This is a genomic window from Halorubrum sp. FL23 (assembly GCF_052439115.2).
In the GTDB taxonomy this organism is placed as follows: domain Archaea; phylum Halobacteriota; class Halobacteria; order Halobacteriales; family Haloferacaceae; genus Halorubrum; species Halorubrum persicum.
Map to the genome: position 1 here is coordinate 116424 of NZ_JBQVRO020000011.1, position 26916 is coordinate 143339.

Here is a 26916-nt window from a genome sequence, read left to right on the forward strand (position 1 = left end):
ATGGGTGATCGAACCACGACGATCGGGTGAAGCGAGACCGACGATGGACGATTCGGCGCTTTATCGACGGATTGGCCCCTCTCACAGTCGTCGATCACTCGGTCGTGTGAACAGCCGTCCGTGCGAACGTATCGTTGTAGGCCCGCTAGCGCGTCGACCGGCCGTTGACATCGTGAACAGTGGTGACGCCCGTAACCGTCGCCACGTTCCCTCGCTCACTCGTCCACGAAGAGGCCGTCGACGACCGTCTCGATAATCGCGTTTTCGACCTGCTCGTAGGCCGCATCGCTGTTGGCGCCGATCGGCGCGTTTCGGGCGCGCGCCGTGAACACGAGCGACATGAACAGATGGTCGATCAGTTCCGGATCGTCGTATCGGAACGCGTCGAGTTCGGCCCAGCGCTCGGCGAACGGGAGGTTCGATTCGTGGGCACGCGATTCGATCGTCTCCTCGTCGGTCTCCGCGTCAGCCATGCGGTCCTGAAGCGCGCGTAACTCACCGTCGACGATCAGCGCGGAGATGAGCGGATTCTCGCGCACCTCTCGCAAGGTGGTTTTCAACAGGGCCTGGACCTCTTCGCGCGGCGTCTCAACTGCGTTGACTGCGCTGGCGATCTCTTCTTCCAGGGCGTTGCGCTGTTCGAGCAGCACCTCAACGTACAGGTCGTCCTTCGAGTCGAAAAATTGGTAGAACGTACTCGTTCCGATGCCGACCGCTTCGGTGATGTCACTGACGCGCGTCCGATCGAATCCGTGTCTGGTGAACAAGTCGCTACCGGCGCTAATCAGCTGAGCGCGAATCCGCTCTCTATCTTGCTCGGTAAACCGGCTCATCGGTGTGATACGCTATCGGAGTGTTTCGAGTGGTTTTGGTCCATTGATTGCCGGTAACGAGTCTAAGAACAAAGCGTTTATGCATTCGTGAGTGTATGAGTAGTTATGATCGAGATGCGAAGATCGGTGGACGGAATGCCTGATCGCTACCCGAACGGCTGCTCGGCGTGGACGGTGATGGTATGAGATGGCGCCGGAGGGACGCTCTTGAGGGCCGATTTGGCGGGTGTTCTGCATGAGCCGGCGGTCGTTCGTCACGGTGATCGTCGCGGCGTTGCTACTGACCAGCGGGACGGTCGGCGCCGCCGCGGGCCTGACGCCCGCGGGGTCACCCGCCGACAGCGGTGACGGGGCGTCGGCGCTGGCACTCGGTGAGACGGCCGGTGCCGCTCCGACCTCACAGGCACAGACCGTCGGCGTCGTCGACGGATCGCCCGATCTGTCGGTGACGACTGCCCGACCGGAAGTGACCCCCGGACGGACGAACGAGGTGACGCTCCAGGTCATCAACGACGGGGATATGGATATCGGGACGCCGCAGACGCGCGATATCGTTACGACGGCGCGCAACGTTCGGGTAACGGCTGAACCCGACGACGCCCCGTTCACGGTCGAAACCGGCACCATCGCCCTCGGTGCCGTATCCGAAACTGCGCCTCGAGAGGTGCCGATCGCGGTGAGCGTGCCGAACGGCACCGAGCCGGGTACCTACGAACTCGACGTGGAACTCGAGTACTCGTACACCAGCAGACAGTCTGGCGGGGTCGCGTACGACAAAGAGGACACGGTTACCGCTGAAGTTGACCTAAAAGTCACTGAGGACGCGCGGTTCCGGATCGTCAACGTGACGACCGACGCCCAGGTCGGTGATCAGGGAACGCTCGAGGCGTCGATCAAGAATATCGGCGCGACCGCTGCGTACGACGCGACGGTGGCGTTGGAGTCGTCGAGTGCCGGGCTCGGCCTCGGACAGGGCGCGTCTGACGCCGCCCGCGTTGACGCGATCGAGCCGGGCGAGACCGTCACGGTTCCGTACGACGCCTCGTTTGCGCCGACGGCTCCGAACCGTCAGTACGCGCTCTCGGGCAGCGTCTCCTTCGAAACGCCGGACGGCATCCCCCACGTCGATGAGGGGCTCTCCGCCGGCGTGAGGCCGCTCGGCGAGCAGACCTTCGCCGTCCGCGATGTCGAGTCGACCCTGCGAGTCGGCGAAGACGGTGAGCTGACCGGCACCGTCACCAACGACGGGCCGGTCACGGCCAACAGCGTCGTCGTCCAGTACGCCGGCAACGCCGGGAACGTGATCCCGATCGAACGCTCCACGGCGGTCGGGTCGTTGGACCCCGGCGAGTCAACGGAGTTCGCGCTTCCCATCACGATCGGCGGTGAAGCGGAGCCGGGACTTCGATCGCTCGACTTCGCGGTGCAGTATCGGAACGATGGCGGCGAGCAACGCGCCTACACTGACCTGGCCGTCAACGCCGAAGTCGCTCCGGAGCGCGACCAATTCAGCGTCGCCGTCGAGAACCGCACGATCGAAGCGGGCGGCACGCGAACCGTCGAGGTCAGCGTCACGAACAACCTCGAAGAGTCCGCGAGCGACATCGAAGCGCGCCTGTTCGCCGACGATCCGCTCGATACGGGCGCCACCGACACGGGATACGTGCAGTCGCTCGGACCGGGCGAGACGACGACGATGACGTTCGAGCTGACGACGACCGGCTCCGCGACGCCCGGCAGCACCTATCCGGTCTCGCTCGACTTCCGGTTCGACGACGCCGACGGTGACAGCCAACTCACGAACACGTACCGCGTCCCGATCGACGTGACCGAAAGCGAAGGCGGCGGGCTTTCGATCCCCCTCATCGTCGGCGTGCTCCTCGTGGTCGGAGCCGGCGGCCTCGCCGTCTATCGGAGGCGGCAGTAGCTGATGCCGCTCGGTGAGCAGATCGAGGCGGGAACGCGGCGGCTCAACGACGTTATCGTCGATAGACCGCGGGGTGTCATCGTCGCGTTCCTCGTGCTTACGCTGGTGTTTACGGGCGGGATCGGGCTCGTCACCACCGACACCGGAGCCACCGATGCGTTCACGGAGGGCCTCGAAGAGCAGGAAGCGTTGGACGCGGTGAACCAGGAGTTCGACGATTCCTTCGAGGCGAGCAGCGAATCGACGCAGCTCATCCACACCGGTGGCAACGTCCTGACGAAGGAGGCGCTCACCCGTGAGCTCCGGCTGCTCGAAGATATCACGCGCCGTGACGACCTGCGGGTCGCGTCGGTCAACGGCCCCGCGACCGTCGTCGCAACCACGCTCGACCCGTCAGCGACCACGATGACTGAGAAACGACGGGCGGTGGAACGCGCGAGTCCCACGCAGGTCCGTCGGACGGTGCGTGCGCTCCAAGACAACCCGCGGTTCAGCCGGTCGCTTTCGACCGACGCGAACCCGACGAGCGCGAGCGCGTCGGCGTCGATCACCGTCGTCTCGCACGACGTGCCCGCCGGCTTTTCCGACACCAATCTGCAGGAGGTGCAAACGTCGATTCAGACGATCACCGACGACCACCCGGGAGACATCCGCGCGTTCGGGCTCGGGGTCACGAACGCCGAAACCGCGAACGTCATCGGCGACTCGCTGGTCATCGTGATGCCGGTCGTCGTGGTGCTGCTGCTGCTGTTCTTGGTCGTCGCCTACCGGGACCCGATCGATCTCGCGTTGGGGCTGTTGTCGCTGCTGATGACCGTCATCTGGACGTTCGGCTTCCTCGGCTTCTCGGGGATTCCGTTCAGCCAGCAGATGATCTCCGTGCCGGTCCTGCTGCTCGCGGTCGGCGTCGACTTCGGTATCCACATCATCAACCGCTACCGCGAGGAGACGGTCAAAGGGTACGAGGCCATCGAGGCGATGCGAGAGGCCAACAATCAGCTGATGATCGCCTTCGTCATCGTCACGGTGACGACCGTGTTCGGGTTCGGCGCGAACGTGATCTCAGATCTGGGGCCGATTCGCAATCTGGGTATCGCCTCGGCGATCGGGATCATCTTCACGTTCCTGATCTTCGGGCTGTTCCTCCCGGCGGCGAAACTCGAGGTCGACAAGCTTCGCGACGCCTACGGCGTGCCCGAGTTCAACTCGGCGCCGATCTCTTCCAGCGACTCCACGCTCGGTCGGATGCTCACGTTCCCGACGCAGGTCAGCCGGTACGCTCCCGTCGCCTTCGTCCTCGTGTTACTCATCACGGGGGGGATGGCGGGTGCGTACGGGAGCGGTGTGGATACCTCGTTCGAGACGGAGGACTTCCTTCCGCCGGAGGAACTGCCGGAGTACGTGACCGCACTGCCGGAGCCGTTCGCTCCCAGCGAGTACACGGTTACGGAGACGATCACGCTTCTGGAAGACCGCTTCTCGACCAGCCAAGACCAATCAGTGACGATATACGTTGAAGGGAACTTCAACGAGGACCACGCGCTGGAGGCGATGGCGGCGCCGAACGACGATCCGCCGGGCTCGCTCGCCGTCGGCGAGGGGGGGAGCGCTCGTCCGACGAGCATCATTACCGTGATCAGATCGCAGGCCGAGCGCGACCCGGAGTTCGCCGAACTCGTCGCTCGTAACGACGTGAACGGCAACGGCGTTCCCGATCGGAATCTCGAACTGATATACGACGAGCTGTTCGCCTCGCCGGCCGGCGACCGCGCCTCCGAGTACCTCACGCCGGATCGCCGAAACGCGCAGATCGAGTACGCGATCGACTCGACCGCGTCGCAGGGGGAGGCCGCGGCCGACGCCCGACAGTTCACCGAGAACTTCCGGCCGCAGGCGACCGCGACCGGTCAGCTGGTGGTGTTCGACGCCGTGACGGACATCATCTTCAACTCGGCGATCCAGGGGTTGATACTCGCGATCGGGCTGACGGGGGTCTTCCTCGTCATCTCGTACGGCGTCTTAGAGGGGAAACCCCTCCTCGGCGTCGTGAACCTCTTCCCGATTCTCATCGCGATCGCGTACCTGATCGGGACGATGCGAGCGCTCGGCCTGTCGCTGAACGCGCTCACCGCGACGATCCTCTCGATTTCGATCGGCCTCGGGATCGCGTACTCGGTCCACGCGACCCATCGCTTCGTCGACGAGTTCAACGAGACCGGGGACGCCTACGAGTCGATGGTCATCACCTTCGCCGGGACGGGCGGTGCCCTGCTCGGGAGCATGCTCACGACGTCGCTCGGCACCGGTGCCCTGGCGCTCGCTATCACGCCGGTGCTCGGCGACTTCGGGCTACTGATGGCGCTCAGCGTGCTGTACTCGTTCGTGTTCACGATCCTGGCGCTCCCCTCCGCGGTGTTGTTGTGGGAGCGGTACCACGAGGCGCGGTCGGGCGGTGGCTCATCCGTCGCCGGGTGAGCCACAGCCGCCCCCGACCGCGGGGCGTCGCCGGTACGGCGCCGGCGTTCAGGCGGCGTCCCTGTGCGTCTCGACTAGCGTGCGCGCGGTCTGGAAGACGGCGTCCGTCCGGTCGGGATCGCGGGCCTCGGCGGTCACTCGGATCCGGGGTTCCGTCCCGCTGGCGCGCACGAGGAACCAGCCGTCCCCGAGGTCGACCCGGACACCGTCGAGGGTGTCCACGTCGTCGTAGTCGTCGCTGACGGCGGCGGTGAGTCGCTCCATGACCGCCGCCTTCTCCGGCACTTCGAAGGTCGTTCTGCGGATGGGGTACCGCTCGATGCTGTCGACCTGCGCCGCGAGCGATCCCGCCCTGGAAACGAGCTCGACCAGTTTCGCCGCCGCCAGCGGGCCGTCCGGACACAGCGTGTCGTCGGGGAAGATCCACGCCCCGCTCGGCTCGCCGCCGAAGACGACGCCCTCCTCCGTTGTTCGTTCGGCCACGAACACGTCACCGACGCGCGTCCGAACGACCTCGGCGCCGGCGTCGGCGAGCGCGTCCGCCACGAGGAGGCTCGTGTCGACCGGGACGGCGACGCGGTCGCCCGCTCCGGCGGCGTCGCGGGCGAACAGCGCCAACAGGACGTCCCCGGACACGAACTCGCCGTCCTCGGTGACGGCCATCATGCGGTCGGCGTCGCCGTCGTGGGCGATCCCGAGGTCGGCGTCCGTCGACGCGACCGTCGCGGCGAGCGTCGAGCAGTTCTCCGCCGTCGGTTCGCTGGGCCGCCCCGGGAACCGCCCGTCGGGCTGGGCGTTGAGCGTCTCCACCGAGCAGCCGATCGACTGGAGCGCCTCGACGCTGACGCCGCCCGCCCCGTTGCCGAGGTCGACCACGACCGACGGCGGGTCCGACACGTCGACGGACTCGACGATCGCCTCGACGTGGGCCGCTTGCGCCTCCGTCCACGTCGACCGCGTGCCGAACGCGTCCCAGGGCTGACGGGCGAAGTCGGCCGCCCGGATCCGCTCGACGAGTCGGTCCTGTCCCGACTGATCGTACGCCTGTCCGGAGGGTTGCCACAGCTTGAGCCCGTTGTCCCGCGGCGGGTTGTGCGAGGCGGTCACCGCGACTCCGGCATCGGCGTCTCGCGCTGCGATCCCCCGGGCGACCGTCGGTGTCGACGCGACGCCAACGTCGATCACGTCCGTCCCGCACTCGGTCAGTCCCGCGGCCAGCGCGTCGACGAGGGTGGCTCCGGTCGTTCGCGCGTCCCGACCGACGACGACTCGGTCGGCCTCGCTCGCCAGCGCCCGCCCGACCGTCAGCGCGAGGTCGGCGTCGACCTCCGTTCCGACCCGACCCCTGATACCGCTCGTCCCGAAATAGTCTCGCTGCGTCATCGTCGTCCCCTACAGAGGCGCCTCGGAAAAACCACGTGTATGGTGGGCGCTCTCGCACAATTGGCTCACCCACGAAAGCGTACGGATCAGGGCCGTTGAACCCCGGCGTTCACCCCTACACAGGTAACACGCCGTCGTCGTCGTCGTCCGACCCGTTCTGCGTGTCGTCATCGGTTCCGTTTCCGTCGTCGGTTCCGCTTCCGTCGTCGGTTCCGCTTCCATCGTCGGTTCCGCTTCCATCGCCGGTTCCGCTTTCGTCGTCGGTTCCGCTTTCGTCGTCTGTCCCGCTATCGGTCGTGTTGTCGCCGTCAGCCTCGCCCCCCGACGAGTCGCTCCCGTTCCGCACGTCGTCGCCCTCGCCGAAGATGTCGGTCTCGATCGTCTCCTCGTAGGTGAGCGCGTCGAGCGGGACGGTGACTTCCCCGCCGCCCGGGAACTCGATCACGGCGTAGAACTCGATCCGGAGGCCGGTCACCTGATGCCCGCGAACGTCCTCGTCGAGGTGGGTGACCCACCAGTCGTCGAGGCGGCGGTTCTGGAGGGCCGTCGTGAACTCGACCGTCTCGGTGCTTTGCGAGGAAATCACGTACCCCTCCCCGGTCTGCCCCGACCCCATCTTGACCCCGTTCATGGTGATGTCGTAGCCGATCTCCGTGACGGCGTACGGTTCGAGGTTCGGGTTGTACACGGTAAACGCCATGTCGATCGGGGTCTCCGTCTCGCTGACGCTCCCCCATTCGCCCCGCGTCTCGTTTATGTACAGCACGGGATCGTCCGCCAGGAGGCTGTCGGCGTTCACCGGTCGCGTCTCGTCGGAGTTGAACGCGCCGAGGAGATCCGTCTGGATCTCGCGGCTCCGCGAGAAATCGACGCCCCGACCGAGACGCTCCGAGGTCGCGGTGGCGTCGATGTCGACCGTCGTCCGCTCGCCGTTGCGGACGTGGCTCACCCACCACGGCGGGATCTCGTCGTTCCGCAGCTCCGTTTCCAGCTCCAGCGTCGAGTTCCCGGTGCCGACGCGCACGCCCTCCCGGCCGCCCTGCGCCATCTCGATGTCGTTCATCGAGACCGTGTAGTTCACCGAGACGCCGTCGAGGCCGATCCCGACGGGGTTCGGGTTCGACACGACCAGATCCGTCTCGATCTCCGTGGTCTCGTTGGTCACGTCGCCGAACGTGTTGTCGACGGCCGCGACGCTCGGCACGCCGAGCACCCCGAGGGCGAACGCCCCGCCGACAGCTCCCCCGACGACGAGCACCCCGAGGAGCGCGATCCTGAGCTTTGACCCGACGAGCGCGGAGGCGGCGTCGCTCGGATTCATACTCGCTCAATCTCGCGGGATCGTAAAATCGTACCGCATCGGCACCAGATCGGGTATACTCCGTCTCAGTAACAGGTTGTGGCAGCGCGTGCCCGGACCGCCCGTGCGGGGCCTACAGCACGTCGCCGATCCGCACCGGCTCGCCGTCGAGATCGGGCTGCTCGGCGACGATCTGCAACACCTCGTGGTCGGTGACATCGCGGTACTCCTTCCCGGTGGCCTCCTCGATCAGGTCCTTCTCCAGTTCGAACTCGGTGCCCTCGTAGACGACGTCGACGCCGTCGTCGGTGAACGTCAGGTCAGTGCTCATGGGCCGCAGTTGGCTTCGACCGGATAAAAGGGACGTGACACGGCGGCGTTCCGCCGCCAATCGGGGCCCTCCGCGTTCGACGGCCGGAGAGCTACTCCTCGTCTCCGTCGTCTTTCATCTCCGAGAGGCGACCGACGAGGTCGTCGGTCGACGCGCCGCCCTCGATGGATACCTCGCCGTCGTGGTCGTTCTCGTGAACGTTCACGGCGCTGTCGTCGTCGGTGTCTACGTCCTGGTCCTTCTGCTCGCTCTCGTCGTACGATCCGAATCCCATGTCTGAGCCTGCCGTGCCGGCCTGATAAGGGTAGTGACACCGCGACGGTTCGGCAACGCCCCGCACGCCGCGTCGTCTCGTCCGCCGTCCCCGTCCGACGACTGTCGGACGACCCCATACGGTTTATACGGGCGGAGGGAGTGTTCCCGGTGTGTCGCTGAGGGGAGGCGGTCCGATAGAGGAGCTCACCGTCCCGTCCGGGACGACCGTCGAAGAGCACGATCTCGTCACCGACGGCGACGTGCTCGTCGGGGGCCAGTCGACCGTGGAGTTCGGGCTTCGCGGGCGCAACGTCGCGCTCGGCGAGCGCGTGAGCGTCGAAAACGACATCGAGGCCGAGGGCGACTGCCGGCTGGACACGTGGTGTTCCGTCGACGGCAACGTCCTCGTCGGCGAGGACGCGTACCTCGGCGAGCGGGTGACCGTCACCGGCCGGCTGATGGTCTCCGGCGACCTCGACATCGGCGACGACGTGACGATCGAGGAGGGGTTCGAGGCGAACGGCTGGATCGTCATCCGGAACCCCGTCCCCACCCTCGTCTTCTACTTCATCGTCCTCTCTCAGCTCCTGCGGCTCGGCGAGGCCGACGCGGCCGACGACCTCGCGGAGGCGCTCGCCGACGGCGAGGAGGTTCGCGACCCCCTGCTCGTCCCGCGCGGCGCCGAGATCTCCGACGACGCCTGGCGCGTCTCGACGCCCGCCACCGTCGGCGACGACTGTCGGCTCCACGGTAACCTCCGCGCGGAGTCGATCCGCACCGGCGAGCGCAACGAGGTGTTCGGCTCCCTCCGCGCCCGCGAGGGGATCACCGTGGGCGCGGACACGACGATCCACGGCGACGTGACCACCCGCGGCGGAACCGTCACCGTGGAGGCCGGCGCGCGGGTGCTCGGCGACGTCTCCGCGGGCGACCTCGTCGTGCACGACGGCGCCGAAATCGACGGCACCCTCCGCGCCCGCGGCGAGATGAAGCTGGTTCAGGAGACCGGGGGCGGTGACGAAGACGAGACCGGTGGAGGCGAGGAGAGCGGCGACGAGGAGGGCAACGGAGACGAGGAGAACGCGAGCGTTGACGAGGGCGACGAAAGCGAGGGCGACGAAAGCGATAGTGACGAAAGCGGTGACACCGCCGCCGACGGGGCCCCTGGCGAGCACGAAGGCGGCGACGAGAACTCCCGCTCCGCTGCCGATTCCGATTCCGATACGCGCGGCGTCGAAGGGTCCGACGACGACCCCGGCACCGACGAACCCGACGCCGACGCGGAAGCGACGTAACTGAAGCCGCCGCTAACCGATTTTGACGACGGCTACCGCTCGACGGCCTCGCCGACGAACACGTCCTCGTGGAGCGCCTCGGTGACGGCGTCGGCGAGCGTCCGGAGGTTCACCGTGTCCTCGCGGTTGTACGAGACGAGCGTCTCGAGCGCCTCGTCGTCGCCGCCCTCGTACTCGCGCCAGAGCCGGACGGCGTCCCGCCCCGAGATGTCCGGGCGGTCGCGCTCGATACCGATCTCCGCTTCGATCGGCTTCAGTCCCCCCGAGAGCCCGAGCCGTTTGCAGGGGTACATGAGATCGAGGTGGGGCGTGTCGATCTCGACGTCGAAGGAGGCCTCCAAGAACGGCACGTCGAACCGGGCGCCGTTGAACGTCGCGAGCAGGCTGGCGTCGGCGAACCGCTCGCGGAGGCGCTCCGCGGTGAGGTCCTGGCCGGCCACGAGCGTCGTCGTCTCCCCGGCCTGATGGAAGCTCACCGTCGTCACCTGGTTGCGGTGCTCGTCGAGCCCGGTCGTCTCGATGTCGAAGAAACAGGTCTCCTCGCGGAAGTTCTCGTAGAGCCGCCAGCGCTCCCCGCTGGGGAAGGTGCGGTCGAAGTAGGCGGAGTCGCCGTCGTCGAGGCGTGTCAGCGCCTCGGCGATGAACGACTCGATCCGGTCGGCGGTGGTCGAGCCGACGCCGGAAACGTCGACCGCGGGGTCGAACGACTCCCACGTGGTGACGCCCTCGCGCCAGAGCCGGCGCTCCGTCGTCTCGCCGACCCCGTCGACCGGGATGAAGCTGTTCTCGATGCGCATACCCGACCGCGGCGGCGCGCGGGCAAAAACCCGACGGGAGACGGCGACCGGCTCTGCGGTGCCCCTCACCGACCGCTACTTAAGTACGACCGGCCCCAACGAATCGCATCCATGTGCGGTCGCTACACCCGTTTTACTCCCGCCGCCGACCTCGAATCCCGGTTCGATGCCGACTTCGCGGGCGTCGAGCCGAGCTACAACTGCGCGCCCGGCCAGGACCTCCCGGTGATCGCCGACGAGGACCCGAGCGCCGCGACGCGGATGAAGTGGGGGCTCACCCCCTCGTGGGCCGACGAGTCGTTCGACCTCATCAACGCCCGCGCGGAGACGGTCCGCGAGAAGCGGAGCTTCGCCGACGCGTTCGAGCGTCGTCGGTGTCTCGTCCCCGCCGACGGGTTCTACGAGTGGGTCGAGGGGAAGAACGGAGCGGGCGGGAAGACGCCTTACCGCGTCGCCTTCGAGGACGACCGCCCGTTCGCGATGGCGGGGCTCTACGAGCGGTGGGAGTCCCCCGAACCGGAGACGACCCAGACCGGACTCGGCGCGTTCGGCGGCGGAGCGAGCGACGGGGGCGACTCTGGCGAGACCGACGACATCGTGGAGTCGTTCACGATCGTCACCACCGAGCCGAACGACCTCGTCGCCGACCTCCACCACCGGATGGCCGTGGTCCTCGACCCGAGCGAGGAGGCGACGTGGCTCCACGGCGACCCCGACGAGGCCGCCGCGCTGCTCGATCCGTATCCGGCCGACGAACTGACGGCGTATCCGGTCTCCGACCGCGTGAACTCGCCCGCCGTCGACGCGCCGGAGCTGATCGAGCCCGCCGGGTGATGACGGCCGAGCGAGCGGTTCCGGTGATGGCCCACGGCGTGCGCGTCCGAAGCAATCTTTTTATTCCTGTTAAATGAACGAGAGGTAATGCCCTCCGTCCTCCAAGTCGGCCTCCCCGGCGGTCCGGAACTGTTCGTCGTCCTCTTCCTCGCCGCGGTGGTGGCCGTCCCGGTCGTGTTCGCGTCGCTGATCATCTATCTGGACGCGGTGGATCGGAACAGCGACCACGCACTCGCGTGGACGGTCGCCGCGCTTTTCGGCGGCGTCGTGGTCTGGACGCTGTACGTCGTCGTCCGCGACGAGGTCGGTGGGAACGGACTGACCGTGAACGGTCGCCTCTGACCCCGCGGACAGCGAAGGTCGTCCGTGAGCCGGTTCGACGCCGCGACCGTCTCAGGGCGCCACGAGGTCGACGACCGTCTCGTCGTCGACGACCACGTTGTACGCCCCCTCGTCGTCGTTCCAGAGCACGAGCCCGTTTTCGACGAAGACCACGGAGCCGTAATCTGCCGTCCGGAGGTCGTCGTTGAGGACGGTCTCCCGAGTGCAGACGAGGTAGTGGTCAACCGTCTGTGAGCCGTCGCCGACGCGGTAGAGGGCGTTGCCGCCGGCGCTCAGGTCGTGGCTCAGTTTCACCGCGAGGAGGTTCACGCGGTCGGTGACGTGCTCCTCCGAGTCGGCCATGCGCGCACAGCGGTCTGCGCTCGCCTGCACGTCGACTCGTCGCTTCCCGTCCGGACGGAGAATCGCGTACGCGAACTGGACGTCGACGTTGACGAACTCGCCCGGCTCGTCGCCCGAACCGCGATCGGCGGCCTCGTCGAGTCGGCGCTGGAACGCCGGCACGTCGAGGTCGTCGGCCACGTCGAACGACCACCCGCCGTCCGAGGGCGTCGCGTTCGGCCAGAGTCGGAGCGTGGGCGCGTACGTCTCGACGCCGCTCTCGGGGGTCGCGACCGCGCGCTCCACCTCGCGGAGCCCCATGGCGGTGTTGCGGTCGGCGGGCGCGAACGCGACGACGCTCCCGTCGGCCGCGAGCCGACCGAGCGCGGCCTCGGTGACCGCGACCGGGTCGTCGAGCTCGGAGAGGACGTTGCCGAACACGACCAGGTCGAACTCCTCAGGGGCGGCGTCACCGCTTCCCGCCGTCCCGCCATCGAGCCCGAGGAACGACTCCGCGGTCTCCTCGTGAACCGTCGACCGGAAGTTCCGCCCCGTCTCGTCGAGCATGCGCTCGAGCACGTCGGCGGCCGCGCTCGGCTCGACGGCGTGGTAGTCGACGACGGCGTCGTCCGGGAGGTAGTCGTGGAGACCGAGCGCAGGGCCGCCGACGCCCGCGCCAACGTCGAGGACGCGGAGGGTCCGGTCGAGCAGCGCGTTCTCGACGAGGTCGTCGAGGACGTGGCCGATCGTCGCGTAGTAGGCCGGCAGGTGGTAGATGCCGTAGCCGAGCGCCGCGACCCGGTCGTACGCCACGTCGTTGCCGTAGAGGTAGTCGTCCTTCAGCCGGCGCACCGCCTCGCGGAGCTCCGCGCCCGACTCCCCGCGGTGCCAGTTCGCGCCGAACTCGCGGACGAGCAGGTCCTCGAGGGCGAACGAGTAGTCGTCGGGGAACGCGGTCGGCGCCCACCCGGGGTCTGGAACCGGCTCCTCCGGAACGGGTTCGAAGGCGCCGTCGTCGCGCTCGCGGAGCCGGAGGTCGAACGCCTCCTCGCGGAGGGTCTCGCGGACGACGGCGGGATGGGGCCCCCCCTCGATGTACTCCGCGATCTCCTCGGGGTCGATCGGTCTGACGTTGCGCAGGTAGTTGGCGTTGTTCCGGACGGCTGCTCTGTCTATCATGAAATCACTGGCGTGGTCGATCGGCTCACTCGTGTCGCTCCCGCTCCGCGCGGTCGCCGCGGGCCGCCTCGTACAGATCGGCGAACGCCGCCGAGTCGGCGTCGGCGATCTCGCGGGCCGCCGCGGCAACGTCGTCGGCGCCGTCGAAGGCGCGCTGGATCTCGGCGTACACCGCGGGCGACCCCTCGGTGACGGTGTCGGCGATCTCGTCGAGCGCGGCCGACACCGGGGTGTGGAACTCCTCGCGCACGTCGTCGCCCGCGAGTCGCCACGCGAGCACCGCCGCGTGCGCGCCGGCTTGCACCGTCTCCATCGCCTCGTCGTGTTCCGCGGGCGTCGTCTCGAACACCTCGTTGCCGCCGGCCTCGATCGCGGCCGTGATCCCCTCGATCGCCGGGCCTCCCTCGTCGACGACCGCGGCGACGTTGCCGGGGACGCGCGGCGGGGCGAACAGCGGGTGGTAGCTGGCGCGCTCGCGCTCCGGAGCGTGTTCGCGCATCGCCGCGACCGCGTCGGTCATCTCCCCCGAAACGTCGAGGATCGCCCGCTCCGCGCGGGGAGCGTACGCCTCGACCGCGGCGGGGACCGCCGACATCGGCACCGCGAGACACACCGCGTCGTGGACGGTGTCGCCGTCGGCCGGGACCGCCTCGGCGTCGCGCGCCGCGGCCGCGTCCGCGGCGACCGCTGGGTCGCGGTCCGCGAACGCCACGGTCGCGTCGACCGGCGACTCGTCGGCCGACACGGTGTCGGCGATCCAGCGGCCGATCTCGCCGGCGCCCACCACGAGGATATCCATCTGTCGCCCGGACGGAGGGGCTGGACGGCTTAAAAGGGCTCGACTCGGGCGGGCGTCACTCCGACGGCGAGCCCCCGGCACCGCCGCCGAGCCCGAGCAGCCCGCCGCCCGGTGCGATCGATTTTACGGCCGGGAACAGCGCCAGCGCGATGCCGAGTTCGAGCCCGCCGACCGCGAGGAAGGCGGAGGTGTAGCCGAATTGGTCGGTGGCGGTCCCGCCGATGAGGAAGCCGGCGAGGAACCCGAGCGACCCGAACACGTTGAACAGCCCCATCGCGGCGCCGCGGGCCTCGGGCTCGGCGAGGTCCGTGACGAGCGCCATCGTCGCCGGCGCCATCAGCGCGCCGCAGACTCCGACGAGCACCATGAACGCGGCCGCGAGTGGGTAGACGGGCGCCACGCCGACGCCGATGGTGACGATCCCGTACGCGATCGAGCCGATCACGACTGGGAGGAACCGCCCGATCCGGTCCGAGAGCGAGCCGAACGGGGCCTGCAGCACCGCGAAGGGGACGAAGAAGAGCGCGAGCGTCGCCCCCGCCGCTCCCGCGGAGAGGCCGAAGGTCGCGGGGTCTTGGAAGTAGTAGACGCCGACGAGCGCGAAGAAGCCGGCGGTGAGGCGGTCGACGAAGCCGAACGCGAGCGGGACCAAGAGCCCGCGGGTCGTGCGAGCGCGGGCGAGCACGTCGCGGAACCCCACGTCGTCCGACCCGCCCTCCGAGTCCTCGCTGCTCGACCCGTCACCGTCCGACCCGCTGCCGTCCGGAGCAGCCGCTCGGTCGGCGATCGCCCGGTCGTCGACCGTGGCCGCGAGCGCGCCGGCGCCCGCCAGCACCGCCGCGCCGGCGTAAACGGGGAAGAAGGCGCTCAGATCGGCGAGCGCGCCGCCCACCACCGACCCGACCGCCGCGCCGAGCCCGATCGCGACCCCGGCGGTCCCCATGTTTCGCCCGTTGCCGCCCCGGAGGTCCATCAGCGCGGTGACGGCGAGCGAGAAGGCGCCGATGGTGAGCGCCCCGCCGACGACGCGCACCGCGAGCGCCGCCCGGAACCCGAAGCCGAACTCGGGGACTGCGGCGAGCACGACGTACGAGGCGGCGCCCCCGAGCGCGCCGACGACGATGAGGGGCGCTCGACGGCCGAGCGCGTCGCTCGCGGCGCCCCAGACGACCGCGAAGGTCACGAACGCGCCGAACTCGGCGACGAGGAACCACATCCCGGCGTCGATCCCGGCCGGCGCGCCGAGCGCCACCACCAGCGCCGGCACCCCGGGGTAGAGGAGCACCTGCGAGATCAACACGGCGAGCACGACGGCCCCCAGCCGCCGCCGGTCGCCGCGGTCGTCCTCCGTCATCTACTTATAAATCGTGCCGAACGCTCAAAAGGCCGACGTTCGGGGGGTCACAACGGGGATCGGGACAGCCCCCGCTACAGCGCCGACTCGATGGCCGCCGCGACGGAGTCCGCGTCGTACCCGTCGACCGGTTCGCCGTTCACGAAGACCGACGGCGTCGCCGAAATGTTCATCGACACGCCCTCGCTCCGGTCGCTCGCGGACGCCTCTCCGTACGCCGCGAACCGCGCGTCGGCGATTGCGGCGCAGGGATCCGCGCCGGCGGCCTCCGCGGCGGCCCCGATCGCCTCCCCGCCGTAGTTTCCCTGCGATTCGTAGGCGGCCGACGAGAACGCGAAGTACGCCTCGTTCCCCTGGCGATCGCCGACCCCGCGCGCCGCGCTGGCGACGGGGACCGCCCACGTCTCGTCGACGGGGATCGGGAAGTCCCAGTGCTCGTACCGGATATCGCCCGGAGCGATGAACTCCTCGCGGATGACCGGGAACGACTCCAGCTTGTACGTCGCGCAGTGGGGACACGTGAAATCCTCGAACGCCTGTACCACGACCTCGGCGTCGGGGTCTCCGAGCGTCGGTCGGTAGTCGAGGTTCGGGTCCGCCGGTTCGGTGAGATCGCAGTCGTACTGGCCGGGGTCGAGATCGACGCCGCTGATGTCGAGGCCGTCGCTTCCGCCGCTTCCGTCGTTGCCTCCACCGTCACCACCGCTTCCGCCGCCCAGACAGCCCGCTGCGCCGACGACGCCGGCCGACGCGGCGCCCGCGAGCAGGGACCGTCGCGTGTGTTCCATACCGCCGATCCGGCCGGGGCGCACTTAACCACACCGAGAGGGGAAATCGAAGGGCCGTGGCGGAGCAGGCCTCGACTGGGCGCTAGGGACGCGGTCGAAGATTTCCGGAGAGGCGTCCAAGCGGGGCCGATGACGCGTCCGAACGTTTTTGCCGTCGCCTCGCAACCCTGTGGTATGAGCGACTGGGACCTCGACCTGCGCGACGCCGAAGAGCAGATGGACGAGGCGTTCGCGGCCGCCGGCGACGTCGTGCTCGGCGTCCTCGACGGGACGACCGACCCCGACGAGTGGGTCCGCAGCATCGACTACGGCAACACCCTCGTGTTGTCCATCGACGGCGACCTCAACGAGCTGGCCGCGGGATTCGCGCGCGAGGTCAAGGACATGGGCGGCGAGCTAATGCATTTCCGCGGGTTCCTCGTCGTCACGCCGCCCGGCGTGAACATCGACACCGACCGACTGAGCAAGTAGGCGACGCCCGAGTCGTCGGGCGCGACCGAGTCCGCCCGCGGTCAAACAACGCCGAACCCGTTTCTCCCCGTTGACACGAGCGCAAGAGGTATGATGCCGGGGTGAGACGGGAGTCGTATGAAAGCCGTCGTACTCGCGGGGGGTTACGCGACGAGGCTCTGGCCGATCACCGAGACCCGACCGAAGATGTTCCTTCCGGTCGGCGAGAACACCGTCATCGACGAGATTTTCGAGGACTTCGAGGCGGACGACCGCGTCGACGAGGTGTTCGTCTCGACGAACGAACGCTTCGCCGACGCGTTCGCCGACTACCTCGCCGACAGCCCGTTCGAAAAGCCCACCCTCTCGGTCGAGGAGACCGTCGAGGAAGACGAGAAGTTCGGCGTCGTCGGGGCGCTCGCCCAACTGGTCGAGCGTGAGGGCGTCGACGACGACCTCGTCGTCGTCGCCGGCGACAACATGATCAGCTTCGATCTGTCCGAGTTCGCCGACTTCTTCGAGGAGAAGGGAACGCCGACGCTGGCCGCCTACGATGTGGGCGACCGCGAGCGGGCCAAATCGTACGGGCTGGTCGAACTCGACGGCGACGAGGTCGTGAACTTCCAGGAGAAGCCGGACGACCCGAAGACCACGCTCGTCTCGATCGCGTGTTACGCGTTCCCCGCCGAGACGCTCCCGGACCTCTCGACCTACCTCGAGGACGGGAACAACCCGGACGAGCCGGGCTGGTTCCTCCAGTGGCTCCAGGGGCGCGGCGCGGTCCACGCCTTCACCTTCGACGGCGCGTGGTTCGACATCGGGACCGCCGAGAGCTACCTCGACGCGGTCGAGTACGCGCTCGACGGCGGGACGCTCGTCGCCGACGACGCCACCGTCGAGGGGTCCACCCTCGGCGACGTGGTTCACGTCATGCCCGGCGCGACCGTCACCGATTCGACGCTCGATCGGACCGTGGTTTTCCCGGACGCGACGATCGCGGACTCGAAGGTCAGCAACTCCGTGATCGACGAGGGCGTCACGCTGGAGAACGTCGATCTCACGGGCGCGCTGATCGGCTCGTACACCTCGATCACCGAAGGCGACGGCTTCTAGCGCGGTCGTCGATCGCCGCGCGTCCGACGGTCGGAACCGATTGTAACGCTGGCTACTCCCCCGCAGCGCTCCCGGTCTGCCGGTGCGTGTGGTGGTAGCAGTCGAACGCGGCGTCCGCGTCGGCCTCGGGATCGACCGGGTGGAAACACACCCGCCGGTACCGCTCGTTGTCGAGCAGGTTGACGACGAACCCGTCGTCGTGGCGCGACACCGACGCGTACGGGTCGCCGCAAGCGGGGCAGGCCTCGGGCGGATCCTCGGGGACGTACATGGTAACTCGCCGTCACCCGGACTACGGACCGAGAGCGGAAAACCGCTCTGGCGAGGCCACGCTTCGTCTCCGATCTCGCGGCTTTACGACCCGTTGCCGCTCTCGCCGCCGCCCTCGACGCCGAGCGCGTCGAACAGCTTCCGGCGGACGGCCTCCTCGGTGAGGTGGAGCAGGGTGTCGCGGTTGTCGCCGTTCGCTTGGATCCCGGTGAAGATGCCGAGCGGGATCTCCAGCGACCCCTGCGTCGAGTGGCCGGCGGCGTCGCCCATCTCGGAGAACGCCTCGTCGAGCACGTTGCCGATGTTCAGGCGGATGTCCTTCGAGCGCGCGGCGAGGTAGATGGTGTCGTCGGCGATCCCGAGCACGGCGGTCGTCGTGATCCCCTCGAGGTTGAGCAGGTGTTGGGCCGCCTGCGCGAGCGCCTCGCGGTCGCGGATGAACCCGGCCGTCGAGAAGAGGTGGCTCCCCTGCACCTCGCGGTTCTGGATCGCCTCCGCGAGCACGTCGAGCGTCTCCGGGCTCATCGACGGCGACTCCACCTGTTCGAGCGTGTCGTGGTTCGCGAACGGGTGGAGGTAGGCGGCCGCCGTCAGGTCCGCGGGCGTCGTGTCCCGCTTGAAGTCGAGCGTCTCGGCGCGGATCCCGTAGAGGAGGGCGGTCGCGACCGCCTCGGTGGGCGACTGGTCGAACTCTTGGAGGTACTTGGTGAGGATCGTCGACGTCGAGGAGACGTTGGTGCGCACGTCGACGAAGCGGGCGTCGAAGGGGACCTCCGCCTCCAGATGGTCGAGGTAGATGTCGATGTCGACGTCGAAGTCGAAGCCGTCGTCGGCCGACTTCGCGAGGTCGACCGCGGCGACCGTCTCGTACTCCGCGAGCGCCGGGGCCTCCGAGCGCGCCAGCAGGTCGATCCCGAGGAGGTTGACGAACGCCCGGTTCTCTTGATGCCCCACGTCGCCGGTGTAGAGGATGTCCGCCTCGACGCCGAACGCCCCGGCGATGGCCTGCAGCGCGGTCGCCGACGCGATGGAGTCCGGCTCCGGGTTGTCGTGCGTCAGAATCGCCATTCGCCCGTCGCCGCCTTCGATGATCTCCGCGAGCTGACGCGCCATATACTCCAGCTCGCCGGTCTCCAACGACTGGAGCGCGCTGTCGGCGATCACCGTCGAGGGGTTGATAACCACGTCGGCGCCGCGCTCGCGCAGTTCGTCCTCGCTGACGGGGTCGGAGGCGCGGACGACGACGTACTGGTCGCCGCCGGTGTCGCGCACGGCCGAGACGGCGGCCTTGTTGGCCTCGACGTCGCTCGCCAGGATCAACACGATATCTCGGTCGTCGAGCGCCTCGACCACGTCCGGGTCGGCGATGTCCTGCACGCGGGCGTTGAGGTCCTGGTCGCGGAGCGCCTCGACCCGGCTCTCGTCGCGGTCGAGGATGAGCACGTCCTTGCCGCGGCTGGACAGGTCCTCCGCCACGGCGTGCCCGACGCTCCCACAGCCGAGGATCGCGTATCGCGTTCGTGCCGATCCGGATGCTCCACTACTCATTGCCCGAGATTCCCGCGGGACGACACTTAACGAGTGCGCTCTCGGGTCGAGCGCGTGAGCGGGGCACCGGGTGAAACGGTTGAGCGACGCCGCTTCGCTGCGCGCCGTCGAATGAAAAGGCCTTTTACGTCGACACGGGTACGATTCGGTGAGGGCCGGTAGCTCAGTTAGGGAGAGCGACGGACTCTTAATCCGTCGGTCGCGTGTTCAAATCGCGCCCGGCCCGCTCCTTCACCGAACTATTCCGAGTCGTGTAGACCGCATGACGGCAACCCGATCGACTCAGACCCGGCGCATTTGCGGGTAGATTTCGTTCGGTGACCGAACGGTGCCCCCTCACGTGTGGCATCTAACTCATAGTTGACGCGCACTACAGCATAAATTTGTTGCATATCCAACATACTGCGTGGGAGGCCACTCGATGATTCTGAACCGAACGGTGATTGGTCTGGCCCCAATTTCTACTCAACTGTTACAGTCGGTGAATAGTCGCAGACCACCAATTAACCAACGACAGGGATTACAGACCATTTCTGTTGGTTAATCCTGATTGGTGTGATTCGATATCAACGACCCCACATCTCCGCATGCCGTGGATATGCTCGCAAATACCAACATTCCGCAACCACTCAGCACTACCGCGACAGCTGGCAGAGTAGTTTGTAGCGACCTCGTATTGAGTAAACATCAAGTAGACCACTAATAACAAACGTAGTGTGACCATCTCTAATCTTCTCACACCGCGTGACGAAATAACTGAAGGCCGATTCCAGGGTGTACTTCAGGCACACAAAGTCGGGAGCGACGAAGATCGGCTGGAGAACGACTCCAACCGGCTTCTCTCCATGACGTATCCGTCGAATGCCCTCCAAACCGCGTTCAATCGGGTCGACGACAAGCTCGAAGGACGTGACAGCCAAGGGGGGATCACACTGTCAGGGCCATATGGTGCCGGTAAGTCTCACGGACTACTCACTCTCTACCATCTATTCAACTCCCCAGAGGCGGGACAGACGTGGCTTGACGAATGGGGAATCGATCTCTCTGTTCCCGACTCTGCGCGCGCCAGTATCCTTTCCACGAGCCAGACAGATGCCGATCGAATTTGGGAACCCATATTTCGAGATCTGGGGGGAGAAGACATTCTTGACGAAGTGAACCGGTATCCGACGACGGATCATATCGAGGATCTCGTAGGCGACAAACCGGTGGCCGTGTTCTTCGATGAAATCGAAACGTGGTGGGAAGCGTTCCGACAATCTGGCGACTCAGATCTACTTGAGGCAAACGAGTTTTTCCTTCAGAACCTGTTCGAGGTCGCTAGCGACCCACAGCGGGATCTTTTCGTTTTCGTCACCCTGCTGGACAAGAGCCAGGACTTCAAACGCATTCTTGAGAGGACGAGTCCGTACTCGGTGGATTTGAACGACACCGGAGACAGAGAGCGGATCATCCTCCACCGCTTGTTCGAAACGCGTCGTGAGGATATCGACGAGAGCGCAGTTCGTGAGATTGTGACCGAGTATATTGAGGGCTATTCCGATCCAGTCCAGACAGACGAGTTAGGAGAACTTCAGCGGTATGAGGACCGAATGGTCGAGACCTATCCATTCCACCCCGAACTACTGCGCCTCCTCGATAACTTGTACGAGGCGGGGAAGGAGCGACAGAACGTACGCGGGGCCATGAACGTACTCGCGGACACCGTTCGACGGTTGTACAAAGAAACTGATCTGATCATTACTTGCGACGTCGAACCCAGTGCGTTCCGTGGGATCAACGCCACGTTGTTCAACAGGTACGTCTCTGACCGGGACCACGTGGAAGAGGTCGACCACGGTGACGATTTACTGCGAACGATCCTTCTGTACACGCTTGACGAGCGGGCCCAGATGGCGTCAGTAACAGAGTCTCTCGTGGGGACGTACAAGCCGTCGAAAACGACGATAGACAAGCTAGATATGTCCCTGAACCGCCTCTACGGGACCGCACACTATCTCGACAGGAGCTCGGGGAACGACCACTACTATATCACGGAAGATCCGAAACTGACCGCACTCGTCACGCGCGAACAGGGTCGTTTGCTGGAAGACGAGCGGAGTGATATTGAGGATACCCTCGTTAATGTCGTTCGCGAGGATGTCTGGGACGACGACGTCTACGTGTACCCTGACGACGAGATTCCCGATACTGACTCACTCAGAATCGTCGTCACCCTTGATTACCTCTCGAATGGTGTTCTGGAGTCGGAACTGACAGACCTCTATAGTGGACGAAAGTACCAGAATCGGCTCCTCTTCGTTACACCGAAGAAAACAATTCGCGACGACGACGAGATGTTCCGGAAGGCAGCTCGCGTACTCGGCGCCGAAAATCTCCGTGGAAAAGTTGACGACGATAAGGGGGAGCTGCGACGGATCATCCGCGATGAGCGTCGCGAACTCGTCTCAGAGCTCTCTGGACGATTCGGCAAATGGGTGAAGTGGAGCACGACTTCGGACGGCGAGCTCCGAATGCGTCGGAAGAACGTCATCGCCGATGTCGCCGATGTGAAGGACAAAGTTGGCCGAGATAAGACCTATGTCGGCGAGACCATCCTCGAAACAGTGGAGGACACCGATGGTGGAGTCACAGTTGAGTCGATGCTCAACGATTTCAAACAGTTCCGTCGGATGCCTGTTCTCCTCGACGACGAGCTGTTTTACTCCGCACTACGCAAGCTCTACGAGGAGGAGAAGATCGTCTTACAGGGCGACCGGGCAAACCTCTATGTGCCCCACAAGGGCGACCGTCTGCCGGAGCTAGAAGACGATCTGACGATCCGGTATCCGGACTCCCTCCCCGAGGAGGTCTTCGAGGAAGACGAGGAGCCAGAAGGAGGAGAAGGAAGCTCTAGTACCGGTGGAGGTAGCGCCGGTGTAGGGGCAGAAGGGGACACCGAGGGACAGACATCCTTCGGAGGAGATGGGTCCACAACTGGACCGGATACGCCCGGATCTAGTACCGGTGGTGGCGGAACGAGTGTCGTATCGTCGACGACGGAGGAGCGGGTCACATTAGAGGGGAACAGTTCGCGCGTGCTACGGAGCATGGCGGAGTCCCGAGTCAACGCAGACACGGACACCGTCACGAGTATTGAACTCACTTACGACATCGACGACATGTCGAAACAGGATCTGCTCGAATTCCTCGGAGAGCTACCGAGCGCGAGCCATATTGACGCTACTTTGGTGATCGAGAGTGAAACTGAAGAATAGCGCCCTCGAGCGACTCGTCCAGGAGGACGACCCCGTTCAGCCCGTCTGGGACATCCTCTACGACATCTGGTCGGCTGAATCAGACAGCGTTGCTAACCACTACGCATACGAGAAGCAGGCAAGCAACTTTGAACGGCTGCTCCTCGACGTCTATGGGGAGTTCTACGACACGCTTGCTGACCGCTGTGTGAATGACACCTCGTTGTCGGTTCCTGAAAACGGAACGTTCGTCGTGATGGACGCGATGAGCGTTCGGGAGGCCCCGTTGTTCGTCGATGTGCTCGACTCGATGGGCTACGACGTCGACGTGGGTTATTCCTACTCCGGTCTTCCCTCAGAGACGAAGTTCTACCGCGATCGCGTAGACTACCGAGGGATCAAGCGGGAGCACAAGACGACGGACGTGAAGAGCCGAGATCCGACCCTCGACGGTGATGAGGACCTCGTGTGGTGTCGGTTCCCAGACGCGTTGTTAGAGAGCATTCAGGAGGGTAAAACCGAGCTGTCGACTATCGACGAGGCCTACGAGAAGACGGAGAACGCATTCCGCGCTATCGTTGACCAACTCGAGGCCGACCGCATCGTGTTCGGATCCGATCATGGCTACGTCCGACTGGACGCCGGACACGCCTTTCCTGTGAGTGAGAAGTGGAAGAACCGGCTCCAGGAGGTTTTCACAGGTGGGAGGTTTGTTAGTGTCGGCGACGGGGACGCAAGTGATCTGGTCAAGCGAGGAATTGTCGCTGAGGCAGACGGTTGGTACCTCCCTATCGGCAGGCATACATGGCCGGCTCGTGGGAAGTACAGCACGTTCCAACACGGCGGACTCAGTCTCCACGAGTGTCTCACCCCTCGGATTAACGCTACTCTCAAATGAGCTCAGACGACGATAGAGATCGACGACCCATCGAGATTTCGTTCCCGATCGACGAAGTGAACGAGATCGCGACGAAAGAAGCGCACGCGAAACGGTACTACCGGCCGGTCTACACCATGCACAAGTGGTGGGCCCGACGGTTGGGTTCCGTTTTCCGGACGATGATCCTCTACGCACTTGCAGATGAGGAAATGACCGTAGATGGTCAGCGTCAGTCCACCTTCGGGGAAAATAATGGGCTTCCGAAGGTCGATTGGGATAATCCAGATGCGCTCTGGGAGTACTATTTAGAGGACGTCGATTTCAACGAAAAAACCGTTCTCGACCCATTTATGGGGGGCGGGACGAGCATCGTTGAGTCCAATCGGATGGGGTGTAACGCCATCGGAAGCGAGCTCAACCCTGTCGCGTGGTTCGTCGTGAAGAAAGAGGTGGAACATGTCGATCTGGGTGATCTCGACCAAGCCTTCAAAGAAATAAAAGAGAATGTTGGTAAGGAAGTACAGAACTACTACCGGACAGAATGTCCGCACTGCGACGAACATGCGGACGCGATGTACTCCTTCTGGGTCAACCAACTTCCATGTCGTAACTGTGGAGAAAGCGTAGACCTGTTTAAGGACTATCGCATCTCCAGTGCTCGGTCTTCTAAAGACAATTACGACAATGTCGTCTGCCCCGTATGCTGGCATGTTTTCGAAACGGATGATTATAGCACAGACACCCAGTGTCCAGAATGTAACTGTGAATATGTCCCGAAGGATGCTGGTAACGTTTCTCGTGGCAGTTACACCTGTCCACACTGTGAGGAGCAACCGGAAATGTCTATTATCGAGAGTATTGATCGATTTGGTCCTGCCGATCGGGGGCTCTACGCAGTGGAATACTACTGTCCTGACACTGGACAGAAAGGCTACAAATCTGCTACCGAATTTGATCAAGGGCTGTTTGATCAAGCTGAGAAAGAACTTGATGAGATGCGCTCTGAGCTTCCTATTCCGGAGATAACCCGATACAGGGGAAGTTCCGACCGGGCTCGCCGGCACGGATACGAAAGATATGACCAAATGTTCAACTCTCGGCAATTGCTCTGTCTCTCGAAAATACTCAATGAGATCAAAGAGATTGAGGATAAGAATGTCATGGAGTTTCTGCTTCTGGCCTTCTCAGACACAACCACGTTCAACAATATGTTCTGCGAATATCACACTTCTGCCAACAAGATCCAGGGGATGTACAAGAGACACACAATCACAGCACGCCATGAGCCAGTCGAAAATAATGTCTGGGGAACAGAAGCAGGAGCAGCAACTTTCTCGACTGAGTTCGACAAGATGCGCGCAGGGAAAGAGTTCTGCCAGAATCCCTACGAGAAATATGTCGAAGATGGAGAGACGAAACAGCGCGACGGTGTCGGCAAGGTCGAAGGCTACGTTACTGATGACCCCGACGAACTCGGTGAACCTGTCGACGGACAGGAGGGCGCAACTTACAATGTCCACCTCCGCTGCGGGACCTCAGAGTACCTCCCAATCGACGACAACAGCGTGGACGCCGTCATCACCGACCCACCGTACTTTGACAACGTCATGTACTCTGAGACGGCGGACTTCTACTACGTCTGGCTCAAGCAGATCCTCGAGGACGAGTACGACCACTTCTCGGCCGAACTCACCCCCAAGGCGAGCGAGGTTGTGAGTGACCCGGCCGGCGAAGACAGCGTCGAAACCTATCGAGACGAGGAACACTTCGTTACCGGTCTGACGAACGTCTTCGACCAGTCAAATCAAAAGCTCAAAGACGACGGGATCATGGCATTCACCTTCCACCACAAGGAGACTGAGGGGTGGAGTACGGTGCTGAAATCCGTACTGGATGCCGGCTTCTACGTGACCTCACTCTACCCAATCCGTGGCGAGATGCGTGGGAGTACTCACATCCACGACAAGGCGAACATCGAGTACGACATGATCGTCGTCTGTAGGAATCGCGATGAGGATCCCGAGGGAGTGAGCTGGCAGTCACTTGAGGACGATATCTACTTCCGGGCCAGTGACGAGATCGCTCGACTCGAAGAGAGTGGCTCTAGACTGACTCAAGGGGATATCTTCGCTATTACGATGGGCAAGTGTTTGGAGGTTTTCTCGAAGCACTTCCCGAATGTGACCAGGGAAGGGGAGCAGATGTCTGTCGACCAAGCACTGGAGACCATTCGAGGTATCGTCGATGAGCAGCTGATGGAGGAGCGTGTCCAGATGCTGGGTGACGAAATGGATCCGACCAGTGCGGTCTACCTCACCTACGTGCTTGGTCGTGGGAACTCCATGTCGTACAACGCACTGAACAAGGATCTCCGGACTCGGGGCCTTGACGTCGCCGAGCTCGTGCATCAGGGTCTACTGGAGCAGGATGGGAACCAACTAGAGGTTCTCTCACCCGAAGAACGGGCGGAACGGATCGAGCACAAGCAAGACACGCTAGCGGTCGACCGTGCTCACTACCTCCGGTACTTGTTCGAGAACGATCGGTTGTCTCAAGAGTTCGGAAAGTGGACCGACAAAGGGGCGATCGCGGTGCTACGCCGGCTTGTAGAGCTCGAGAACGACGATGTCTACTCCGAGATTGCTGACTACGTTGAAGAGCGGAGCGACACGCAGCTCGACTTGGAAGACTTCCACTAAGTCGTCCTGCACATCGATTTCTAGCACTACCCAATTTTCTCAGGCACGCTCTAGGCCAAATCCTGTTGAATAGCATCAGCAGCACGCAGAAGAGATTCAATCAGACCACACAGAGAGAACTTCTTGGGGGGGGGATTGGCTCGGGCAGCGAATCGTGCCGAAATTTATCACATAGGCCAACACAGGTGATCATGATGACCACAGACTACGATATCGGCTATCATATTCTGTCTGAAGATGCAGTCGAAGACCGTGGTCGTTTCAATGAGCAGATGAGTATTGTCGAGTTCCTCCGTCGTATTCAACAGATGGAGGATCTCCCGTACGATGTGACAGTCTACGGTTTAGATGATTATCTGATTAGCTCTGAGAATGCTCAGGAGGCTTGTCAGTATATCCATGGACTCCTTCGAGATCGGGTCAATTTTTTGGTCGCGTCTCAGAACCGTTTAGACTTCACCTCCAGTGGCCTCAACTGAGGTAGTGCAGTGAATCTTCTCGTTGAGT

Annotated in this window: 22 protein-coding genes, 1 tRNA gene and 2 pseudogenes; 13 read left to right on the plus strand and 12 right to left on the minus strand. The window is 64.6% G+C overall.

Translation table 11 applies throughout. The annotated features are described in order from the left end of the window. Positions 1 to 215 precede the first annotated feature (215 nt). The gene (locus ACT4MF_RS13965; protein WP_444683057.1) at positions 216 to 833 is read right to left on the minus strand and encodes a TetR/AcrR family transcriptional regulator; all 618 of its coding nucleotides are present in this window, start codon (positions 831 to 833) and stop codon (positions 216 to 218) included. A gap of 235 nt (positions 834 to 1068) precedes the next feature. Here ACT4MF_RS13965 and ACT4MF_RS13970 point away from each other — a divergent pair, with 235 nt between their 5' ends. The 3 genes and pseudogenes from ACT4MF_RS13970 to ACT4MF_RS13980 all read left to right on the plus strand — a co-directional run bounded on the left by ACT4MF_RS13970 (position 1069) and on the right by ACT4MF_RS13980 (position 5235). Beyond that, a complete protein-coding gene (locus ACT4MF_RS13970; protein WP_444683058.1) occupies positions 1069 to 2760 on the plus strand; it encodes a COG1361 S-layer family protein in 1692 nt (563 codons plus the stop codon). Positions 2761 to 2763: 3 nt separating this feature from the next. Beyond that, positions 2764 to 3900: pseudogene (locus ACT4MF_RS13975) on the plus strand (MMPL family transporter); the annotation flags it as partial. A 411-nt stretch (positions 3901 to 4311) separates the two neighbouring features. Then, a complete protein-coding gene (locus ACT4MF_RS13980; protein WP_444683071.1) occupies positions 4312 to 5235 on the plus strand; it encodes an MMPL family transporter in 924 nt (307 codons plus the stop codon). A 48-nt stretch (positions 5236 to 5283) separates the two neighbouring features. Here ACT4MF_RS13980 and glmM read toward each other — a convergent pair whose 3' ends face one another. The 4 genes from glmM to ACT4MF_RS14000 form a co-directional block, all read right to left on the minus strand. Beyond that, entirely contained in the window at positions 5284 to 6618 is a 1335-nt protein-coding gene (gene glmM, locus ACT4MF_RS13985) for a phosphoglucosamine mutase (RefSeq protein WP_444683059.1), read from the minus strand. Positions 6619 to 6733: 115 nt separating this feature from the next. Then, positions 6734 to 7939, minus strand: a complete 1206-nt coding sequence (locus ACT4MF_RS13990; protein ID WP_444683060.1) for an LEA/WHy family protein — start codon at positions 7937 to 7939, stop codon at positions 6734 to 6736. A 112-nt stretch (positions 7940 to 8051) separates the two neighbouring features. After that, positions 8052 to 8249 carry a DUF5800 family protein gene (locus ACT4MF_RS13995; RefSeq protein WP_099254796.1) on the minus strand — a complete coding sequence of 66 codons (198 nt, stop codon included), beginning with the start codon at positions 8247 to 8249 and terminating at the stop codon, positions 8052 to 8054. Positions 8250 to 8340: 91 nt separating this feature from the next. Continuing rightward, positions 8341 to 8523 carry a DUF5786 family protein gene (locus ACT4MF_RS14000; protein WP_099254797.1) on the minus strand — a complete coding sequence of 61 codons (183 nt, stop codon included), beginning with the start codon at positions 8521 to 8523 and terminating at the stop codon, positions 8341 to 8343. 151 nt (positions 8524 to 8674) lie between these two features. On the opposite strand from ACT4MF_RS14000, the gene ACT4MF_RS14005 reads away from it, so the two are divergent. After that, positions 8675 to 9799 (plus strand): polymer-forming cytoskeletal protein, encoded by a 1125-nt coding sequence (locus ACT4MF_RS14005; RefSeq protein WP_444683061.1) that lies wholly within the window; start codon positions 8675 to 8677, stop codon positions 9797 to 9799. Between the two features lie 32 nt (positions 9800 to 9831). Here ACT4MF_RS14005 and ACT4MF_RS14010 read toward each other — a convergent pair whose 3' ends face one another. Next, entirely contained in the window at positions 9832 to 10596 is a 765-nt protein-coding gene (locus tag ACT4MF_RS14010; protein ID WP_099254799.1) for a ribonuclease H-like domain-containing protein, read from the minus strand. 111 nt (positions 10597 to 10707) lie between these two features. On the opposite strand from ACT4MF_RS14010, the gene ACT4MF_RS14015 reads away from it, so the two are divergent. Continuing rightward, on the plus strand, positions 10708 to 11430 hold the full coding sequence (locus ACT4MF_RS14015) for an SOS response-associated peptidase (RefSeq protein WP_444683062.1): 723 nt from the start codon (positions 10708 to 10710) through the stop codon (positions 11428 to 11430). Positions 11431 to 11517: 87 nt separating this feature from the next. After that, on the plus strand, positions 11518 to 11772 hold the full coding sequence (locus ACT4MF_RS14020) for a hypothetical protein (protein ID WP_099254801.1): 255 nt from the start codon (positions 11518 to 11520) through the stop codon (positions 11770 to 11772). 51 nt (positions 11773 to 11823) lie between these two features. On the opposite strand, the gene ACT4MF_RS14025 is transcribed toward ACT4MF_RS14020, so the two are convergent. The 4 genes from ACT4MF_RS14025 to ACT4MF_RS14040 all read right to left on the minus strand — a co-directional run bounded on the left by ACT4MF_RS14025 (position 11824) and on the right by ACT4MF_RS14040 (position 16213). Further along, complete coding sequence (locus ACT4MF_RS14025) at positions 11824 to 13272, minus strand: small ribosomal subunit Rsm22 family protein (RefSeq protein WP_444683063.1); 1449 nt, start codon at positions 13270 to 13272, stop codon at positions 11824 to 11826. 25 nt (positions 13273 to 13297) lie between these two features. Further along, positions 13298 to 14071: a prephenate dehydrogenase gene (locus tag ACT4MF_RS14030; RefSeq protein ID WP_444683064.1), complete on the minus strand. Its 774-nt coding sequence runs from the start codon at positions 14069 to 14071 to the stop codon at positions 13298 to 13300. A gap of 55 nt (positions 14072 to 14126) precedes the next feature. Continuing rightward, positions 14127 to 15425 carry an MFS transporter gene (locus tag ACT4MF_RS14035; protein ID WP_444683065.1) on the minus strand — a complete coding sequence of 433 codons (1299 nt, stop codon included), beginning with the start codon at positions 15423 to 15425 and terminating at the stop codon, positions 14127 to 14129. A 74-nt stretch (positions 15426 to 15499) separates the two neighbouring features. Next, positions 15500 to 16213 carry a thioredoxin domain-containing protein gene (locus ACT4MF_RS14040; protein WP_099254805.1) on the minus strand — a complete coding sequence of 238 codons (714 nt, stop codon included), beginning with the start codon at positions 16211 to 16213 and terminating at the stop codon, positions 15500 to 15502. Positions 16214 to 16387: 174 nt separating this feature from the next. On the opposite strand from ACT4MF_RS14040, the pseudogene ACT4MF_RS14045 reads away from it, so the two are divergent. Further along, positions 16388 to 16678: pseudogene (locus ACT4MF_RS14045) on the plus strand (DUF5779 family protein); the annotation flags it as partial. Between the two features lie 123 nt (positions 16679 to 16801). Next, complete coding sequence (locus tag ACT4MF_RS14050) at positions 16802 to 17776, plus strand: nucleotidyltransferase family protein (RefSeq protein WP_099254807.1); 975 nt, start codon at positions 16802 to 16804, stop codon at positions 17774 to 17776. 52 nt (positions 17777 to 17828) lie between these two features. Here ACT4MF_RS14050 and ACT4MF_RS14055 read toward each other — a convergent pair whose 3' ends face one another. Both ACT4MF_RS14055 and ACT4MF_RS14060 read right to left on the minus strand, forming a co-directional pair. Then, positions 17829 to 18047 carry a DUF8145 family protein gene (locus ACT4MF_RS14055; protein WP_099254808.1) on the minus strand — a complete coding sequence of 73 codons (219 nt, stop codon included), beginning with the start codon at positions 18045 to 18047 and terminating at the stop codon, positions 17829 to 17831. 83 nt (positions 18048 to 18130) lie between these two features. Further along, a complete protein-coding gene (locus tag ACT4MF_RS14060; RefSeq protein ID WP_444683066.1) occupies positions 18131 to 19594 on the minus strand; it encodes a DHH family phosphoesterase in 1464 nt (487 codons plus the stop codon). Between the two features lie 152 nt (positions 19595 to 19746). Here ACT4MF_RS14060 and ACT4MF_RS14065 point away from each other — a divergent pair. The 5 genes from ACT4MF_RS14065 to ACT4MF_RS14085 all read left to right on the plus strand — a co-directional run bounded on the left by ACT4MF_RS14065 (position 19747) and on the right by ACT4MF_RS14085 (position 26888). Next, positions 19747 to 19820: transfer RNA gene (locus ACT4MF_RS14065), tRNA-Lys, on the plus strand. Positions 19821 to 20310: 490 nt separating this feature from the next. Continuing rightward, complete coding sequence (locus tag ACT4MF_RS14070; protein ID WP_444683067.1) at positions 20311 to 22851, plus strand: DUF499 family protein; 2541 nt, start codon at positions 20311 to 20313, stop codon at positions 22849 to 22851. Then, positions 22835 to 23728 (plus strand): alkaline phosphatase, encoded by an 894-nt coding sequence (locus ACT4MF_RS14075; RefSeq protein ID WP_444683068.1) that lies wholly within the window; start codon positions 22835 to 22837, stop codon positions 23726 to 23728. Before ACT4MF_RS14070 ends, ACT4MF_RS14075 begins: the two co-directional genes overlap by 17 nt. Next, positions 23725 to 26409, plus strand: a complete 2685-nt coding sequence (locus ACT4MF_RS14080) for a DUF1156 domain-containing protein (RefSeq protein ID WP_444683069.1) — start codon at positions 23725 to 23727, stop codon at positions 26407 to 26409. Before ACT4MF_RS14075 ends, ACT4MF_RS14080 begins: the two co-directional genes overlap by 4 nt. Before the next feature lie 191 nt (positions 26410 to 26600). Then, positions 26601 to 26888, plus strand: a complete 288-nt coding sequence (locus ACT4MF_RS14085; protein ID WP_444683070.1) for a DUF8076 family protein — start codon at positions 26601 to 26603, stop codon at positions 26886 to 26888. Positions 26889 to 26916: the final 28 nt, after the last annotated feature.

Bases quoted from the DNA above. Each gene is read 5' to 3' on its own strand.
- ACT4MF_RS13965 (WP_444683057.1), bottom strand. From the start codon at position 833: ATGAGCCGGTTTACCGAGCAAGATAGAGAGCGGATTCGCGCTCAGCTG.
- ACT4MF_RS13970 (WP_444683058.1), top strand. From the start codon at position 1,069: ATGAGCCGGCGGTCGTTCGTCACGGTGATCGTCGCGGCGTTGCTACTG.
- ACT4MF_RS13980 (WP_444683071.1), top strand. From the start codon at position 4,312: ATGGCGGCGCCGAACGACGATCCGCCGGGCTCGCTCGCCGTCGGCGAG.
- glmM (WP_444683059.1), bottom strand. From the start codon at position 6,618: ATGACGCAGCGAGACTATTTCGGGACGAGCGGTATCAGGGGTCGGGTC.
- ACT4MF_RS13990 (WP_444683060.1), bottom strand. From the start codon at position 7,939: ATGAATCCGAGCGACGCCGCCTCCGCGCTCGTCGGGTCAAAGCTCAGG.
- ACT4MF_RS13995 (WP_099254796.1), bottom strand. From the start codon at position 8,249: ATGAGCACTGACCTGACGTTCACCGACGACGGCGTCGACGTCGTCTAC.
- ACT4MF_RS14000 (WP_099254797.1), bottom strand. From the start codon at position 8,523: ATGGGATTCGGATCGTACGACGAGAGCGAGCAGAAGGACCAGGACGTA.
- ACT4MF_RS14010 (WP_099254799.1), bottom strand. From the start codon at position 10,596: ATGCGCATCGAGAACAGCTTCATCCCGGTCGACGGGGTCGGCGAGACG.
- ACT4MF_RS14015 (WP_444683062.1), top strand. From the start codon at position 10,708: ATGTGCGGTCGCTACACCCGTTTTACTCCCGCCGCCGACCTCGAATCC.
- ACT4MF_RS14020 (WP_099254801.1), top strand. From the start codon at position 11,518: ATGCCCTCCGTCCTCCAAGTCGGCCTCCCCGGCGGTCCGGAACTGTTC.
- ACT4MF_RS14025 (WP_444683063.1), bottom strand. From the start codon at position 13,272: ATGATAGACAGAGCAGCCGTCCGGAACAACGCCAACTACCTGCGCAAC.
- ACT4MF_RS14030 (WP_444683064.1), bottom strand. From the start codon at position 14,071: ATGGATATCCTCGTGGTGGGCGCCGGCGAGATCGGCCGCTGGATCGCC.
- ACT4MF_RS14035 (WP_444683065.1), bottom strand. From the start codon at position 15,425: ATGACGGAGGACGACCGCGGCGACCGGCGGCGGCTGGGGGCCGTCGTG.
- ACT4MF_RS14040 (WP_099254805.1), bottom strand. From the start codon at position 16,213: ATGGAACACACGCGACGGTCCCTGCTCGCGGGCGCCGCGTCGGCCGGC.
- ACT4MF_RS14050 (WP_099254807.1), top strand. From the start codon at position 16,802: ATGAAAGCCGTCGTACTCGCGGGGGGTTACGCGACGAGGCTCTGGCCG.
- ACT4MF_RS14055 (WP_099254808.1), bottom strand. From the start codon at position 18,047: ATGTACGTCCCCGAGGATCCGCCCGAGGCCTGCCCCGCTTGCGGCGAC.
- ACT4MF_RS14060 (WP_444683066.1), bottom strand. From the start codon at position 19,594: ATGAGTAGTGGAGCATCCGGATCGGCACGAACGCGATACGCGATCCTC.
- ACT4MF_RS14080 (WP_444683069.1), top strand. From the start codon at position 23,725: ATGAGCTCAGACGACGATAGAGATCGACGACCCATCGAGATTTCGTTC.
- ACT4MF_RS14085 (WP_444683070.1), top strand. From the start codon at position 26,601: ATGATGACCACAGACTACGATATCGGCTATCATATTCTGTCTGAAGAT.